The following is a 15276-nucleotide window of genomic DNA, read 5'->3' on the forward strand; positions in this document are numbered from 1 at the left end:
TAAACTTCCTTTGAAAATCTGAGGCATCCGCCGGAGGCTTTAACTTTATTCAGCATGAGCTTGGACACCCACTAAATTAGATACTCAATTCGCATTCATCTCTCACTTACATTGTTAAGAGAATTCTGCTGAAGAAAGTTAAAATTAAAGGTGTCATCTGTTATAGGAGCTACTTTTGCTTTCGAGTAAGTAGCGCCCTTTTGTGAAAAGAAATCATATGTCGAGCCTTCATTGCGAATGCCATTCATAACAATTGGATTAATCTCTTCCTCTGGAAACATTTGCTCGAAGCCGACATTCATTAACGCTTTATTTGCGTTATAGCGGACATATGCTTTAACCTCTGGTGACAAGCCTGTTTCAGCATATACATCATCAGTATATAACATTTCATTTTGATACAGATCGAGTAATAGTTCATAGCCCCATACTTTCAATTCATCCTGCTTTTCCTTCGTAAATTCCTTGAAAATATTTTGCGCAAAAAAACCAACAGCCACACCATGGATCGATTCATCTCGCAAAATAAGCGAAATAACCTCTGCGCTATTACGCAGGAACCCTTGTCCACCTAAATATAGTGGGTAGAAAAACCCTGAGTAAAACAAGAAGGATTCAAGCATGACAGACGAAAATAATGCTTTCCATAAGCTTTCCGGATTTCCTTCTTCAATACTGTTATAAACATCGCCAATTTTTTTTGATTTGTATTGCAAATACTCATTTTTCTTTACCCAGTCAAAAAGCTCATCAATTTCATTGTTCGTACAAAGTGTCGTAAAGATATAGGAGTAGGATTTCGCATGAATCGCTTCAAAGGCTGCAAAAACTGTGAAAACAGCCTTTTCCTGTAAATCAGGTGCATAATCAGCAATATGATTCATGCCAATATTTGTTTGAACTGTATCAAGTAATGTCAACCCAGCAAGAACTTTTTTATACGTATCCTGGTGTTCAAAGCTTTGCCACTGTTTAACGTCTTTGCTTACGGCAATTTCCTCTGGGAACCAAATTTGCTTCCATTGCTGATCCCAAAACACTTGAGCAAGTTCACTTGTTGGCTTATTCCAGTTGACCGCCTCATAGGTTAAATTTGACATGCTACGCACTCCTCTAATGTTTGTAATCGTTGACGAACATAATAAACTGACTTAATGCCCTTCATCCAAGCATAAATATAAATTTTCGCCAGTTGCTCGGTTGTCCAATTGTCAGTGACATAAAGCGTCATCGAAATTCCTTGATCGACATGTTTTTGGGCAGCAGCATATAAATCAATCAAATCATATGGATTAACGTCGTAAGCTTCTACATATAAATGTGTATTATCATTTGTTAAATGGGGCATTGGATAGATCGTGCGACTGTCAGCATAATCACGGATTTCAACACGCTCCGTACAAGGAGCAATGGAAGCAGTACAGCTACGTATATAGGAAATACTGCCCGTTGGCGCTATCGCTAAACGGTATGAATGAAATAAGCCATATTGCATGATATCTTCCTTTAATGTCTGCCACATCTTTTGAGTGATGAGTGGTATATTACCGAGTGCTTTTATCACAACAGGTGCTAGTTCTTGGTCCATTTTATTCACATATGAATCAAAATAAATTCCTGATGCATAATCACTATCCTCAAAGCGATAGAATGATTTGCCGCGTTCTTTAGCAATTTCCATTGATGTTTTCAGTGAATAATAGTTCATTGCTTCCATAAAGCAGTCGATAAATGCAATTGATTCCTTTGAACCGTATAGAATTCCTTGTGACACAAGATGTCCGTGTAAATTCATCACACCAAGTCCTACAGAATGCATTAATTTATTAGCCTTGCTAACAGATGGCACATTTTTGATGTCGGTCATTTGCGAAACATTCGTTAGCAAACGCATAGCTGTATCAATTAATTTTTCAAAATCCTTTACCTTACTAGCTGTATGGATATCAATAGAGCCTAAATTACAGGACACATCTAAGCCGTATTCGTTTGGTTTATCTTGGTCAGTAATCATGCTTGTTTGCTGTACTTGTAAAATTTCCGTACATAGATTAGACATTTTCACACGGCCCATTTTTTTGAGGGGATGGACGTCATTGACATTATCATCGAAGATTTCAAACGGATAGCCAGATTCAAATTGTGCCTTTTTTACTTCTGTATAAAGCTTTCTTGCATTAAGCCGTTTGATTTTACGGATATTAGGATTATCTAGTAATTCGTAATACATCTCTGTAATTGAAATCTCAGACATTCGTTTGCCATATTCTTTATAAATATCGTATGGACTAAACAACACAATATCTTTATCTCTTTTCATTAGTTCGAAGAATACATTCGGAATAATGATCCCTGTTGATAGTGTTGCCAGGCGAATTTTATCATCGGCATTCGGTTTTTTCGATGAAATAAAATTTTCGATATCTGCATGAAAAATATTTAAATAGGCCACTCCCGATCCGTTTCGTTGTCCTAGCTGATTAGAATAGCTAAATGAGTTTTCTAAAAGCTTTGCAACAGGCAGCACCCCGCTGGCACGGTTTAAAATGCCTTTAATCGGGTCACCTAATGGACGCAAATCGGATAAATTCACCCCAACCCCGCCGCCAAGACGTGATAATTCCAAACAATATCCGATATTTTCTGCGATGCTATTCATCGAGTCATCCATTGTTAATTTAAAACAGCTAACTAACTCGCCGCGTGCTTTCTTCCCGCTGTTTAAAGCAGTTGGGGTAGCAGGTTGATAAGCCTCCATCATGACTTCCACTGCTCGTTCTGCTAGCTCCGTATTGCCTTGTGCTAAATACAAGGCAATGATCACAATTCGATCTTCATATTTTTCTAGAATTTCCTCCCCGTCACGGCTTTTCATGGCATAGCTATCATAAAACTTGCTAGCACTCATAAATGATGGAAAACGGAAGTGATAATCATAAGCTTTTTTATACATGTTTTTTATAAAATCCATGTCATACATGTTAATAAACTCTTTTTCATAGTAGCCTTCATCTACTAAATAACGAATCTTTTCTTCAATATCAATAAAGTAACGTAGACGTACATTTACATATTCTAAAAAGTAACGCCTTGTGGCTTCACGGTCTTTTTCCAACTCTAATTGTCCTGTTGTGCTATAACGATTAAGGACATCATTATTTAGCTTTAAATATGTTTTCATCCTATCACCCTCGTTTCATAAAACTGTTGAATAGTTTCATAATCAGCCTGATATCCTCGTAAATCTAATTTGCGCACTAGGGGTATATGATACATCGTGGCAATCTTATCGCCGGCACCGCCAAATACCGTATGACCGAAGTTACTATTTCCACTAACCACTACACCTTTACATAAGTTTGCGTTTTGTTCTAAAAAACGGACAACCTTTACAGGAATTTCACCTAACCCATCGGTATAGGTAATTAATAGGTAAGGCTTATCCAACATTAATTCCTCAGAAATCTCAATGGATTCGGCCTGTAATTTGGAGGTAATATATCGTACATTGCCAGTTCGACTGGCATAAGCAATCATTGTGCAATCAGCTCAATTTGGGATATAACTTCCTTAATATCACCGTAAAACTTTCCTTCGAATTCAAGAACAGGAACAGTCAAGAAACCTGCTTCCATAATTGTTTGCTTTGCTTGTTCATCTAGATCAATATTAATGATGTCTGCTTCAATCCCCACACGTTGTAATTCGGATTTTACCCAAAGACATTTAGGACAAATTGTTTTCGTATAAAGTTTCATGTAATCCCTCTTTTCGTAAAAATAAAAAAGCTACCTCTATGGAAAGAGATAGCATAAAATGGAAACGTTCAGAAATAAAAAAATGGTTACGTCTCCATTTCTCAATCCCCGAAGAAATGATACATCTGTTTTATATAGGCAGGTCTCCTGGCTTTGCTTCATTCTCCGATTCCCTTCCCATGCGAATGCATAGTGGCTTTGAATCATCGTCAGCTTCACAGTTGCGGGGACAGCGTCGGTATTGCTCCGAACTTCCCTATTAAACTACATCTAGTAGTACCTTTATAAAACGAATACCATATATTGTTTTTCGATAGTTTTAAGTTTATCATTCTTCAAATCAAAAGTAAATCTATTAAATATGAACTTTAATGGAGCGGAAGTCCTAAATCTAGAAATACGAACAAAAATACTTATATCATTTTCTGTCCAATTGCAAAGTAATTAAATAATGCTTTTCAGAGAGTGTTAAAATACTTAAAGTAAGGGATAAAAAATGATGTATGGATTTAAACCAAAAATTTGCGAAGTATTTATGATCAAGCTTTAAAGAAAACTTTTTTGTGGACTTGAGTGATCATGCATTGTAAGATTTATAGAATTATGCAAAAAGGAGTGAGCGAATGTTTCCGATATTAGAAACAGAAAGACTAATCTTGAGAGAACTAATAGAAGATGATGCACAAGGTGTATTGGATTGTTTTTCAAATGAGGATGTATTGCGTTACTATGGGCAAAACCCATTAACAAGTATAGAACAAGTTAAAAATATAATTAAGAATTTTTCAGATAACTACAGGGAAAAACGTGGAATTAAATGGGGGATTGCCATAAAAGAAAAAGAAGGAATTATTGGGACTATTGGATTTCATGATTGGTCTTCCGAACATAATAGAGCTGAAATTGCATATGCACTTTTACCTGAACAATGGGGAAATGGATATGCTACTGAAGCGGTTTTAAAAGTTATATCGTACGGATTTAATGAACTTGATTTAACTCGTATTGGGGCAGTTGTGTTTACAGAAAATGAGGCATCTAATGTATTATTAACAAAATTAGGGTTTGAAAAAGAAGGCGTTCTTAGAAATTATATGTATCAAAATAATGTTCCATATGATACGAACGTTTACTCTTTGCTTCCAAGCAATTCTCAGGGTAGGAATACTTCGGAATAGCGTAGATTCAAATGGCTTTTCGATACATAAGAGTTGAAATAAAAAACGGGGCTGTCCACTTTTGGGACAGCCCGTTTAGGTTTTAATCCTAACTTGTGTGGCGTATATTGCTCCAGTACCAAACGAATTATTCAATCATCTTTTCCCAAGTAAGATTGAAAGCTAGTTTCCATAGAGCAGCTAAACAAATGATAGCAATTCCCATATATAGATAGATTCCGAAAGTGAACAAAGTGCTGATAAAATGCAGACCAGCAAACAATGCAACAATGAGCATTAAACCGAATATAATGGCACTGTTGCTGTTTTGATTGTACTGATCAAAAGGCTCTGAGAAGGGAATAGATTTTTTAAGTATCATAAAACAAATGACAGCATAAATGCAGGCGTTTAAAAATACAACGATAAGATCTGGCAAAACTCTCACGCCGAATAATCCAATAAATCCTGCACTTAAAAGCAAGTACACGGGTAAATACAACTTAAAGATAAACGCCTTTATCGTACCACTAAATATCGGTTTCGGTTGTTGTATCGGTGCAACCCTGTAAATCCACGCCCCTTTATATTTTCCAGAAAACTTCAGCAGGATTATGATGGTTGGGATGATGATCAAGCTAAAGTAAATTGTTAAATATGATTTGCTAGTCGATAGATGTTCAAAATTGGTGTCAAAACCATTTAAGATAAAAATAAAAGGAATCACGATAGAAAAACCTAAAGATGGATAGACCTTCAATTTAAAATCTCGTTCATTTTTCATCATGGAACTGGCAAATCGGAAAAAGACCCTTTCTTCATTTGAGCGACAAATAATTTTAAGGAACAAATGACCAAGCTTACTATGTTTCTTTTCCTTTGCTTTCCCATGATAAGTAAGTTTTTGAAGATTTTGTTCAAAAACATGATTAAATTTCATATAAACCCAAATGGATAGGAGAGGAATTAGGATTCCTAAAGCTGAAAATAATAGGTGAAACAGTTGATAGGCACCATTTATCATCATTTCCATATTTGCCCCATACCACATTGGAAAGATAAATATTTGCCACCATTGCGGTTCAAGCGAAACGGTTATGTCAATGAGCTGAAATGAGCGAACAAGTAATTGATACCCAATCATGATCATAAGTGACAGCCCAATTTGGACATAATTAATAATATCTTTTAATTTTTCCCCATCAAAGAATCGTAAGATAACTAAATAGATAAGGGCGGTTAACCCAACGATCAACAGGTCAATGAGGATGATATTTACAGCTGCGAGTAGGAAAAACATGAAACCATTTTTAACAAGCCCAACAATCAAAGGGAGACTGACAAGCGCTATCGTAAGGAAAGAGAGATAAATGACAACATGCACCATTTTTGCAGTACTAATCGTTTTTCGATCAACCGGCTTCGGAAACAGAATGTTTCGATCACGGATGTCTAGTAAAACAGTAGAAAAATCGGCAATCATGGAGGTCATGACAAAAAAGGTAAAGATCCCAAAGAAGAGACTCATTTGGAAAAGATAATTGTCACCCATAAGTACAAATGGAATCAGAAACAGACTAAAAAACACATAAATCCATAAAGATTTTATGTACTGATTGTTCTTTTCCTCTTTATTTTTCCCATTTTGTGAGAAAATAGTTGGTACACGACGGCCGTCCATTGTTAATTTAACTTGTAAAATTCTTCTCATAATCTTATAATCTACGCCAAAGCTGATAAAAACTTTCTCAAAACGATCTAATAGTTTCAGCGTCCGATAATCTTGCATTCTTACATCTCCCCTACGACCGATACAAATCTTGCACCAAGCTCTTTATGTTCATTAAATCCTGTAAGTTGGTTAAAAATTTGTTCAAGTGACCCCTTAGTATTTTGCTGCTTTAACTCTTCAAATGTACCATCTGCAGCAATTTTACCGTCATGAAGGAGAATGATGCGGCTGCTTATTTTTTCGACCACATCCATAATATGAGAAGAGTAGAAAATCGTTTTCCCTTGTTCGGAAAGCTGTGTCATGATTTCCTTAAAAATCATGACGCTGTTTGCATCCAAACCATTAATAGGCTCATCAAAAAATAAAAGCTCCGGATTATGTAATAAGCTCGAAATAATTAAAAGCTTTTGACGCATTCCTTTTGAGTAAGATGCGATACGAGAATGATAGACTTCGCCTATCCCAAATAGTTCCATTAAGCTTTTTGCCTTATAATCAGCGAGGTCAAGGCTGAGGCCATACAATTCGCCAATAAAGGTTAAATATTCTTGGGCGGTTAAATTATCGTAAACCTCGGCAATTTCCGGTACGTAACCGATTTTTCTTTTATATTCGATATTTCCATCAGAAATATCATGACCGAAAATTTTGATCTCGCCGGAATAATTGTCTTCAATGCCAAGCATGATTTTAACTGTGGTACTTTTCCCAGCTCCATTCGGTCCAATATACCCAATGATTTCTCCTTTTTTCACTTGAAGAGAAACACCATTTAGTACTGACTTTGGACCATAATTCTTTTTCAAATCAGTAATTTCTAATATAAATTCTTCCATCATCTTAATTCTTAAGCCTCGTTTCTGGATTTTATACCCATTTATTCTATTTCTATTGTAACATTAACTCCATTGCTTACTAAATACCAAAAAAAACCAAGCAAAAACAATTCAATCTTGTAGTAAATTTCGTTATAATTCAAATAAAGGGGGTGCTTACAGATGGACAATCACTTAAGAATGTCCCGTACTTCTTCCACTCATGCAAAGCCTATTATTGGAAAGGCGATACTTTGCATGGGGCGAAACATTTAACTTTATCGCTAAATAAGCTTTTCTAATATTTGGCTTTGCACCTTATTTTTCTCAAAATCAAAATAAGGGGCGGGCAAAATTGAAATATATGAATGCAAACAAAGTTTTACCTGAAGAGCTAATTGAGGAAATCCAAAAGTATGTCCAAGGGGAAACTTTATACATCCCCAAGCCGAAAACGGAGCATCTTAAATGGGGAGCCTCAAGTGGTGGGAGACGAATACTGGATCGTCGTAATGAGGCGATTAGAAATTCTTTTATTGATGGCAGCAGTGTCCATCAACTAGCCGAGGAATATTATCTCTCAATCGAAACCATTAAGAAAATTGTCTATTCACATAGAAAGTAAACGAACAGCACTGGTGAAAATCCTTCATTAGTGCTTTCTTATGTAAAAAACACTTCTAAGTCATTTTCTCCATTTTAGAAAGTTCCTGCTTTTTTTATAATAAGTGTAAAGAGACGACAAAAAATGCTGGGAGAAACACGTATGACTGAAAAATTTATTAAAAATGAACAGATAAATTTTATTAAAAAACAGATTGCATTAATTAAAGATTGCACCAAAAAGAACGTACCACAAAACGTATTGGCAGCTGCGATTGATTTAGCCAATGCCAAGATCATGGACCTCTTTCCAAACGCTTCATTGGAGCAACAAGATATAATTAATATTTCAAGATTGAAAACGGAAAAAGAGTATGATCAATATATTCAGGATCTTTCGGTCTATGTGCTGCCTTTTCCAAAAATCACCGAGCAGCAACTGAAAAAAATGTTTCCGAAACATAAAAAATTAAAGCTGCCTGATTTATCAAATATAGATCATAACCAGCTAACCTATTTAAGCTGGAACGACCTAAGATCCAATAAAAAATTTATCGTCTATGATCTTGAGGGGAAAATGGTCGGGATTGAATGTGAATTCACACCGACTAGTAAAAAAAATATTTGCTCCTTCTGTAATTGTTTTGGTGAGGTTGCCTACTTTTCTACCGTAACAAAGGCAAAAAAATCTAAAAATCCAGATTATTATAAGTCCATCGGCAATCTTATTTGTGCGGATAGCAGTGAATGCAACAAAAAAATATCCAATGTTGCCTATTTAACAACTTTTCTAAAAGACTCTCTAGGAATATGAAATTTTTGAAATGGTTCCTATCCTTAATGAGGCTGTCCAGAAAGTCCATTTTTGCGTTAATTTTTTAAGATGCTATTATGATGGAAAACAACTTATTGGACGGCCTCGATAATAAAATTTAAATATTATTTTTATATCAAATTATTAATAACTTCCTCAATCTTTCACTGCTTTCATTTCGTTACTATCTACAGTTAATCGGAGCTCTTTTCATTAATTGTCTGATCATCCAAAGCGTCATAAAAATAATGATTATGATACCTATAGCAGCAACCACCATTGGAATTTGAATGTCTAAGAACATCGCTACAGGGGGTAAATTTAATAGAGTTCTTAACAAAAAGTCGTACAAAAAGATGATAACAAAGGAAACAATAATGGACACTAATCCAACAGCGCGTAAACGGTAAAAGCTTGTGCTAATAAACCAGCCAATCAAATAAAAGAAAAATAAATTTAAGGCTAATACGAAAACCCCTAATAGCCAATGGTCAGATAGACTTACAGAAGGAGGGATAACGACTGATATAAAAACATTCCCAATAATATTATTAATCGGTCCTCCAAAATCCTCTGATTCTACTAAAAACATAGATTTTTCTACTGAAAAATTGATGTTCACCATTTTAATAATCGCAAATTCTAGCAAGGATATGAAGCTTGTTACAACGGGTATTGATAGTGACAGCCCTATAGATGCGAGTGCAGCCCCTTTATAATAATCTTTTCTAGTCACACCATTTTCAACATAATATTGAAGAAACCCGTAAGTAGAAATAATCCCGATAACGAGCATAAAAATATTTGAAGTTACATACACACTTGCAAAATAGGGATCAACTCCATCATTATTGATTAAGGAAGCAACTATTTTAACGATATGTATAAATAACATAACCCCTAAGTAGCCTAGAGCCCAAAAGAATTGAATCCGAAACATATCAGCAGCAATTTTAGGATAAATAAGTTTTTGCATGTTAATCAATTTCCTCCTCAGTTAAATATATAAATAAGTCTTGAAGGGAAATCGTTCCAATCTCCAGCCCTTTATAATGTGCTGTTTCCCGATCAGCCTCACTTATTTCTCCATAAACCATGACTGATTTCGTACCACCTAGCTGTCGGATATTCAACTGTATCATAGATTTAACAAAATCATCGACATCTTCTGAGCTACCCGTTACGGAGGCTCCTTTCGTTACAAGCGTATCAAACTCTTCTTGTAGAAGTAATTTCCCTTTATCGAGAATAAGTACTTCATCAAATAAATAATCCATTTCTGATACAAGATGAGTTGAAACAATCATCATTCTCGGATGCTTTTCTTGGTCTTTTAGCATTTCTTGATAAAAAATTTCTCTCGTTGGAGCGTCCATCCCAAGATAGGACTCATCAAAAATCGTAATGGGGGCTCGACAAGCTAATCCGATCGTAACGTTTAAAGCAGACTGCATTCCCTTTGAAAAATTTTTAATCTGCTTATCATATGGCAATTTAAAACGTTTGGCTAATTCATTTGCGTAATCCTTATCAAAATTTGGTCGATATCTGGAAACTCCTTCGAGTGCAGCTTTTAATGTATCAGATTCTTCTTTATAATTCTTATTGTAAATAAACGCCACCTGCTGCATAATTTTTGCATTTTCAAAAGGAGCTTCACCTGCTATTTTAATAGAGCCTTTCGTTTGTTCCCGAAATGAAGCAAGGATGGACAATAACGATGTTTTCCCAGCTCCATTTCTCCCTAGTAATCCATAAATTTTCTCCCCGCTCATCTTAAATGAAATATCTTTTAACGCCTGCTGAGTTCCATAATGGAGGCTAATGTTTTTCAATTCAATTTCCATTGTCACTTTGCATTCTTCCTTTCACCTGTTTAATGTATTCAACGATTTCACTTTCACTAATCCCTAGTTTTTCAGCCTCGAGTACCAATTCGACAATAACAACATCCTTAAATGTGGCTTTCCGTTTTGAAATAAGCTTTTCCTTAGCTCCTTCTGCTACAAACATCCCAATACCCCTTTTTTTGTAAAGTATCCCTTCATCAACTAATTGATTAACCCCTTTTGAAACAGTAATGTGATTAATCTTATAAAAAGCAGCGAGCTGATTAGTTGATGGTGCTTGCTCTCCTTCGTGTAGCTGATTATTTACAATTTGATCTTCGATTTTTTCTCGAATTTGAACATATATTGGTTTTTCTTGATTAGACAAACTATTCATCAGATAACACCACATTTCTATTTCATTGAATACAACTGTTATGGTTATATACTTTTGTATATGACTATAAGTGTAGTTTAGTAAACTGTCAACAATAATAATAAAAAAGTTCATCATGTAAAGAACTAAGCTGATTCAGTTTTCTTAAACAAACTACCTATCCAGTTTATTGGCTGTTCCTATTCACGTGATTAAACAAAACTCTCCAAGTATTACTTATTGACCTTTATCACGATATCTTTTAATATCCATTTAGCAACGGAAAATACATTATTGGCAATATAATCGAGCTATTATGAAGAGTTTGTGGGAAGGTAAGGTTTTTCTCTCCTTATCCGCATTCCTTTTGTATAGTTTAAAGAAAGTAGGAGTTGGTAGGATGTCTTTCTTGTGGAAATTTCCAGAAACACCCATAAAAATTTTAACGGTGGGATTGCTGATTATTCTCATAGTTTATTTAATTCGAAAATCTATTAATCTTTTCTTTTACAAAACGAAAATCTTGGATGAAAAGAGAGAAGAGACATTAAAGCAATTCGCCAAACAGGTAACAAAGGTATTAGGATTGGTCTTCTTCTTTATTTATGTGCTTAGCGAATTAGGCTTAGGACTGGAAAAGCTTTTCACTGGTTCGGTTGTTTTGGCGGGTGCCTTCGCATTGATCTTCCAGCATATCATCCGGGATTACATTATGGGGATAACCTACTTGTTTGAGCGCCAGATCGAACACGGGGATTATGTCATTATCAATGGAAATCGTCAGGGGAAAATCGAGGAAATCAGTATGCGCTACTTGAAGATCCGCCAGTATGACGGATACCTTTATACGATATCCTACAGTAGCATTACAGAACTTCAGAACGGAAATCGGAGAATGCGCCGAGTGAACGAAAACCTTGTCCTCAACTATAGGCAAAATCCGGACGCTGCCTTCAAGGTAATGGAGGAAGTCGCACAAACATGTAACAAGAAATACAGTGAATACTTGTTGAAGGATGAGAACGGCGTTCCTGTGGAGAGTTTCAAATTCAACCAAATCACTGAACTGAACGTGGATTTCAGGGGTCACCGGTATTCAATATCAGGTCTTGTGAAGGAAGAGGATTTCACGGAAGCAAGCAAAAAAGTAAGGTATGAACTGGCGATAGCTGCCTACAAGAACGACTTGATGATGGCTGATAGCGGGGAATTGGAAGCCATGAAGGCTGGTCCTTTTCAACCAGAAAATAAACAAATCGTTAAGGAAAATAAGACGCAAATACCGTTGGAAAAGCAATTGGCTGTAGAAGATTTATAGTTTATGTATCCCTTTCTTCAAAAAAGCAGACTGCTATTTAAGTAGTCTGCTGGTAACGTATTATTACTTCAACATTAAGTTTGTTTTTTAAACTGGATTTAAATAACTGGCGCCATCTCTTGATAGTATTTCCTTCTCCTCTTTTCTACTACTCCATGTCACAATTATCTGCTTCCCTTTTTTCTGCTTTATTTTGTATGACGATATATGGTTTTCTTGAAGACGAGAAATAAATTAGCATAAGTCCAGAATATTTCGTATATTAAATAAGAGTCCAAATAAGGCGTCTATTCCATTTTTGATTCGCTTTTTACTTAAGGGTGACATATTAAAAAAAAGGGGGGCAATCCAGAATGGAATTCAAATTTGGAAACAGTGCTATTACACTACCACCTTTACACATTACGCTTATCGCAATAATAATTATTTTCTTTTTAGTAAGGTGGAGCAAGCAATTAGAAACACGTCGCTTTTCGGTTTTCTTTTACTTTCTCATTAGTACTTACATTGCTCCAATTTTTTCTTATAGTACAAAAGAAGGTGTCTTTCAGCTATGGATTCCCTTGGGGTTTATAGGAGTTTTTATTTACTTGCTTCGTAGCAAAAGAAACCATCCACCTAAAATGAAATCAAGTATTTTAGGACTTTGCCTAGCATTATATCAGTTAATACTTAAATATGTCGGGTAGGGAAAAAATCGAAATGGGGGGTGCTAATGAAAAAAATTAGATTAACGATGTTCTTACTAGCCATTCTGCTCATTACTTCGGGTTGTATGTCAGAAATAAAAGGTCAAAAAATAACTGTTCAAAAAATGAGTGATGACGGAATTTTTGAAGATTATAGAGAAGTCACACATCGTAAACAGGTTCAAAAAGCAATGGAGATAGTGAAACAGGCTAATTGGCAAAATGCAAAAGTAGAAATGATACGCCCTCCTGACTACCAATTTCAATTTCCTTTTAAAAATAGCGGCGAAACCAAAATAGCGTCTTATTTACTATGGGTTAGCCCAAATGGTGAAAATTTAGAGATTGTTACCGATACCGATAAATATGTGCAATTAACAAAACAAGATTCAGCAAACCTATATGAAATTTTAATTGGGAAGCATGAATAAAATAATTCCCTGTCTTCGCTGGCTGAAGGCTCAAACCTTGAAGATGTAGCAGATATTCCTATTTTCAATCGGATTCGTGAGTTAAATAAACGAGAGATGATGGCAATTTATCAATACCTTGAGCAAAGAAATTAAATTAGGATTTTAATCTATTTGATTAAAGAATGAATAGAGAAAAAAGGAAGAGGTTAATACATACATACATGTCTAATATGTATGTATTAACCTCTATATTATTAGGCTTTTACGCTTGTCGGCATAGCTCTAGTAAAATAGTTAAACCTTCTTTTAACTCTTCCAATGAAGCGTAGGCATAGGATAGACGAATATGATGTAAATCCCTTGTTTCATAAATATACCCTGGGTTAATCAACACATTTTGATTAAGTAAATTTAGAAAGAGTGCTTTATTGACAATGGGTTCATGAAACCTAAGCCATATATAGAAACCACCCTCAGACTTATTCCACGTAGCAATTTTTTGAAATCCCTGTTCTAATATTTCCTTTACAAAAGAAGCCCTTCTTTTTAATTGTTCACGAAGTTTAATCAAGTGCTTTTCATATAAACCAGTCGATATCCAGTGTGCGACAATTTCTTGAGAAAAGGCACTTGAACCATAATCCGTTTGCATTTTTATATCAGCTAATCGTTCAATAACAGGTGAAGGTGCAACAATCCAACCAATTCGTAATCCGGGACTAAGTGTCTTGGATACACTGCCGATATAAAGGACTTGCCCTGATGTATCAAACGACTTTATGGAAGGCAAAGATGGTTCAAATAACAGTTCGTGATACACATCATCTTCAATAATCGGGATTTGCAGCTCTTTACATGCATTGTATACACTTTTCTTTTCTTCCATCGACCAATTATACCCTGTCGGATTATGTAATGTTGGTACACAGTAAAATAAAGATTGTCTTTTTCTTTTGAGTGACCGTAAGTTTTCTGTTAAATGGGCATCCCGTGAAACTGAAATCATTCGCATTCCAGCTGATTGAAAGGGATGGACAGAATTTAAATAGGAAGGTTGTTCTTGGAAGACAATGGATTCTTTTTCTAATAATCCAATTGCAATCAATTGTAGTGCTTGAAGTGCACCTGAAACAATTAAAATGTTCTCTGGTGCTGTTTGAATACCACGCTCTTTTAAATAATTGCATAAAATTTCCCGAAGCCTTTCACTTCCTTGTGGTGATGAATAGCCAATTGCCTTTGATTCAAGTGAAATTTCTTTTAACGACTGTTCGATTTGTTTTGTTGGGAGTAATTCTGGTGATAGTTCACCTGTTCCAAGTCGGATGACATGGTCCATTTGCTCATATTCATTTATGAGCTGAATCGTATGGTAGTTTGGCTTATGAATACTTGATTTAATATGTTGCTGCCAATTCGGCTGAGCCCTGTTCAAAAGCACATTCCATGAGTTATTAGCTACAAATACACCTGATCCCACTTTTGATTCGAGTAAACCATCTGCTCTTAATTCATCAAGGGCAAGTTGCACCGTGCTTCGATTCACATTAAATAACGTTGCTAGTTGACGTTGTGTTGGAATTTTTGTGCCAACAGTCCAATCCCCTCGTTCTATACGAGATTTTATCCAATCTACAATTTGCTCTTGAATGGTTAAGTGAGAATGACGATTTGGTTTCCAATTCATCCAATCCCCCATTTCTAAATTGGGTGGATATAAAACCATCCAATTGGTTGTTTTCTTTTAGTTGTATCATAGTACGATAGTA

Annotated in this window: 16 protein-coding genes and 1 riboswitch; of the genes, 6 read left to right on the plus strand and 10 right to left on the minus strand. The window is 35.4% G+C overall.

Going from position 1 to position 15276, the window contains the following annotated elements:
* Nucleotides 1-95: 95 nt before the first annotated feature.
* The 4 genes from nrdF to KDN24_RS01625 are packed head-to-tail and all read right to left on the minus strand — an operon-like array spanning nucleotide 96 to nucleotide 3758.
* Entirely contained in the window at nucleotides 96-1100 is a 1005-nt protein-coding gene (nrdF, locus tag KDN24_RS01610) for a class 1b ribonucleoside-diphosphate reductase subunit beta (protein ID WP_409974954.1), read from the minus strand.
* Nucleotides 1088-3181 (minus strand): class 1b ribonucleoside-diphosphate reductase subunit alpha, encoded by a 2094-nt coding sequence (gene nrdE, locus KDN24_RS01615; RefSeq protein ID WP_409974955.1) that lies wholly within the window; start codon nucleotides 3179-3181, stop codon nucleotides 1088-1090. Before nrdE ends, nrdF begins: the two co-directional genes overlap by 13 nt.
* The gene (gene nrdI, locus KDN24_RS01620) at nucleotides 3178-3537 is read right to left on the minus strand and encodes a class Ib ribonucleoside-diphosphate reductase assembly flavoprotein NrdI (RefSeq protein ID WP_491348263.1); all 360 of its coding nucleotides are present in this window, start codon (nucleotides 3535-3537) and stop codon (nucleotides 3178-3180) included. The genes nrdE and nrdI overlap by 4 nt, the downstream gene beginning before the upstream one ends.
* The gene (locus KDN24_RS01625) at nucleotides 3534-3758 is read right to left on the minus strand and encodes a glutaredoxin family protein (RefSeq protein ID WP_409974957.1); all 225 of its coding nucleotides are present in this window, start codon (nucleotides 3756-3758) and stop codon (nucleotides 3534-3536) included. The genes nrdI and KDN24_RS01625 overlap by 4 nt, the downstream gene beginning before the upstream one ends.
* Before the next feature lie 120 nt (nucleotides 3759-3878).
* Nucleotides 3879-4057: riboswitch (cobalamin riboswitch) on the minus strand.
* 324 nt (nucleotides 4058-4381) lie between these two features.
* Here KDN24_RS01625 and KDN24_RS01630 point away from each other — a divergent pair.
* Nucleotides 4382-4936: a GNAT family N-acetyltransferase gene (locus tag KDN24_RS01630; RefSeq protein ID WP_409974958.1), complete on the plus strand. Its 555-nt coding sequence runs from the start codon at nucleotides 4382-4384 to the stop codon at nucleotides 4934-4936.
* A gap of 127 nt (nucleotides 4937-5063) precedes the next feature.
* Here the strand turns inward: KDN24_RS01630 and KDN24_RS01635 are convergent, their stop codons facing one another.
* Nucleotides 5064-6704: a hypothetical protein gene (locus KDN24_RS01635; protein ID WP_409974959.1), complete on the minus strand. Its 1641-nt coding sequence runs from the start codon at nucleotides 6702-6704 to the stop codon at nucleotides 5064-5066.
* A 2-nt stretch (nucleotides 6705-6706) separates the two neighbouring features.
* The gene (locus KDN24_RS01640; RefSeq protein WP_409975418.1) at nucleotides 6707-7486 is read right to left on the minus strand and encodes an ABC transporter ATP-binding protein; all 780 of its coding nucleotides are present in this window, start codon (nucleotides 7484-7486) and stop codon (nucleotides 6707-6709) included.
* Nucleotides 7487-7820: 334 nt separating this feature from the next.
* Between KDN24_RS01640 and KDN24_RS01645 the strand changes: the two genes are divergently transcribed.
* Together KDN24_RS01645 and KDN24_RS01650 are read left to right on the plus strand one after the other, a co-directional pair.
* A complete protein-coding gene (locus KDN24_RS01645; protein WP_409974960.1) occupies nucleotides 7821-8090 on the plus strand; it encodes a CD3324 family protein in 270 nt (89 codons plus the stop codon).
* Between the two features lie 141 nt (nucleotides 8091-8231).
* Nucleotides 8232-8882, plus strand: a complete 651-nt coding sequence (locus tag KDN24_RS01650; protein WP_409974961.1) for a FusB/FusC family EF-G-binding protein — start codon at nucleotides 8232-8234, stop codon at nucleotides 8880-8882.
* Between the two features lie 184 nt (nucleotides 8883-9066).
* Here the strand turns inward: KDN24_RS01650 and KDN24_RS01655 are convergent, their stop codons facing one another.
* From KDN24_RS01655 to KDN24_RS01665, 3 genes are read right to left on the minus strand one after another with little or no spacing between them, the layout of a single operon-like run.
* On the minus strand, nucleotides 9067-9858 hold the full coding sequence (locus KDN24_RS01655; RefSeq protein WP_409974962.1) for a hypothetical protein: 792 nt from the start codon (nucleotides 9856-9858) through the stop codon (nucleotides 9067-9069).
* A gap of 1 nt (nucleotide 9859) precedes the next feature.
* Entirely contained in the window at nucleotides 9860-10735 is an 876-nt protein-coding gene (locus KDN24_RS01660; protein ID WP_409974963.1) for an ATP-binding cassette domain-containing protein, read from the minus strand.
* On the minus strand, nucleotides 10719-11108 hold the full coding sequence (locus tag KDN24_RS01665) for a GntR family transcriptional regulator (RefSeq protein ID WP_409974964.1): 390 nt from the start codon (nucleotides 11106-11108) through the stop codon (nucleotides 10719-10721). Before KDN24_RS01665 ends, KDN24_RS01660 begins: the two co-directional genes overlap by 17 nt.
* Before the next feature lie 379 nt (nucleotides 11109-11487).
* Here KDN24_RS01665 and KDN24_RS01670 point away from each other — a divergent pair, with 379 nt between their 5' ends.
* The 3 genes from KDN24_RS01670 to KDN24_RS01680 all read left to right on the plus strand — a co-directional run bounded on the left by KDN24_RS01670 (nucleotide 11488) and on the right by KDN24_RS01680 (nucleotide 13525).
* A complete protein-coding gene (locus KDN24_RS01670; protein ID WP_409974965.1) occupies nucleotides 11488-12405 on the plus strand; it encodes a mechanosensitive ion channel family protein in 918 nt (305 codons plus the stop codon).
* Between the two features lie 353 nt (nucleotides 12406-12758).
* Nucleotides 12759-13094 (plus strand): hypothetical protein, encoded by a 336-nt coding sequence (locus KDN24_RS01675; RefSeq protein WP_409974966.1) that lies wholly within the window; start codon nucleotides 12759-12761, stop codon nucleotides 13092-13094.
* 26 nt (nucleotides 13095-13120) lie between these two features.
* Nucleotides 13121-13525 carry a YhfM domain-containing protein gene (locus KDN24_RS01680; protein ID WP_409974967.1) on the plus strand — a complete coding sequence of 135 codons (405 nt, stop codon included), beginning with the start codon at nucleotides 13121-13123 and terminating at the stop codon, nucleotides 13523-13525.
* 244 nt (nucleotides 13526-13769) lie between these two features.
* On the opposite strand, the gene KDN24_RS01685 is transcribed toward KDN24_RS01680, so the two are convergent.
* On the minus strand, nucleotides 13770-15194 hold the full coding sequence (locus tag KDN24_RS01685; RefSeq protein WP_409974968.1) for an aminotransferase-like domain-containing protein: 1425 nt from the start codon (nucleotides 15192-15194) through the stop codon (nucleotides 13770-13772).
* Between the last annotated feature and the right edge of the window lie 82 nt (nucleotides 15195-15276).

This window comes from Cytobacillus sp. Bva_UNVM-123 (assembly GCF_046351715.2).
GTDB lineage: Bacteria > Bacillota > Bacilli > Bacillales > Cytobacillaceae > Cytobacillus.

Coding starts and splice junctions, on each gene's coding strand:
- KDN24_RS01650 (WP_409974961.1), top strand. CDS start 8,232: ATGACTGAAAAATTTATTAAAAATGAACAGATAAATTTTATTAAAAAA.
- KDN24_RS01640 (WP_409975418.1), bottom strand. CDS start 7,486: ATGGAAGAATTTATATTAGAAATTACTGATTTGAAAAAGAATTATGGT.
- KDN24_RS01680 (WP_409974967.1), top strand. CDS start 13,121: ATGAAAAAAATTAGATTAACGATGTTCTTACTAGCCATTCTGCTCATT.
- nrdF (WP_409974954.1), bottom strand. CDS start 1,100: ATGTCAAATTTAACCTATGAGGCGGTCAACTGGAATAAGCCAACAAGT.
- KDN24_RS01685 (WP_409974968.1), bottom strand. CDS start 15,194: ATGAATTGGAAACCAAATCGTCATTCTCACTTAACCATTCAAGAGCAA.
- KDN24_RS01670 (WP_409974965.1), top strand. CDS start 11,488: ATGTCTTTCTTGTGGAAATTTCCAGAAACACCCATAAAAATTTTAACG.
- nrdE (WP_409974955.1), bottom strand. CDS start 3,181: ATGAAAACATATTTAAAGCTAAATAATGATGTCCTTAATCGTTATAGC.
- KDN24_RS01635 (WP_409974959.1), bottom strand. CDS start 6,704: ATGCAAGATTATCGGACGCTGAAACTATTAGATCGTTTTGAGAAAGTT.
- KDN24_RS01625 (WP_409974957.1), bottom strand. CDS start 3,758: ATGAAACTTTATACGAAAACAATTTGTCCTAAATGTCTTTGGGTAAAA.
- KDN24_RS01655 (WP_409974962.1), bottom strand. CDS start 9,858: ATGCAAAAACTTATTTATCCTAAAATTGCTGCTGATATGTTTCGGATT.
- KDN24_RS01665 (WP_409974964.1), bottom strand. CDS start 11,108: ATGAATAGTTTGTCTAATCAAGAAAAACCAATATATGTTCAAATTCGA.
- nrdI (WP_491348263.1), bottom strand. CDS start 3,537: ATGATTGCTTATGCCAGTCGAACTGGCAATGTACGATATATTACCTCC.
- KDN24_RS01630 (WP_409974958.1), top strand. CDS start 4,382: ATGTTTCCGATATTAGAAACAGAAAGACTAATCTTGAGAGAACTAATA.
- KDN24_RS01675 (WP_409974966.1), top strand. CDS start 12,759: ATGGAATTCAAATTTGGAAACAGTGCTATTACACTACCACCTTTACAC.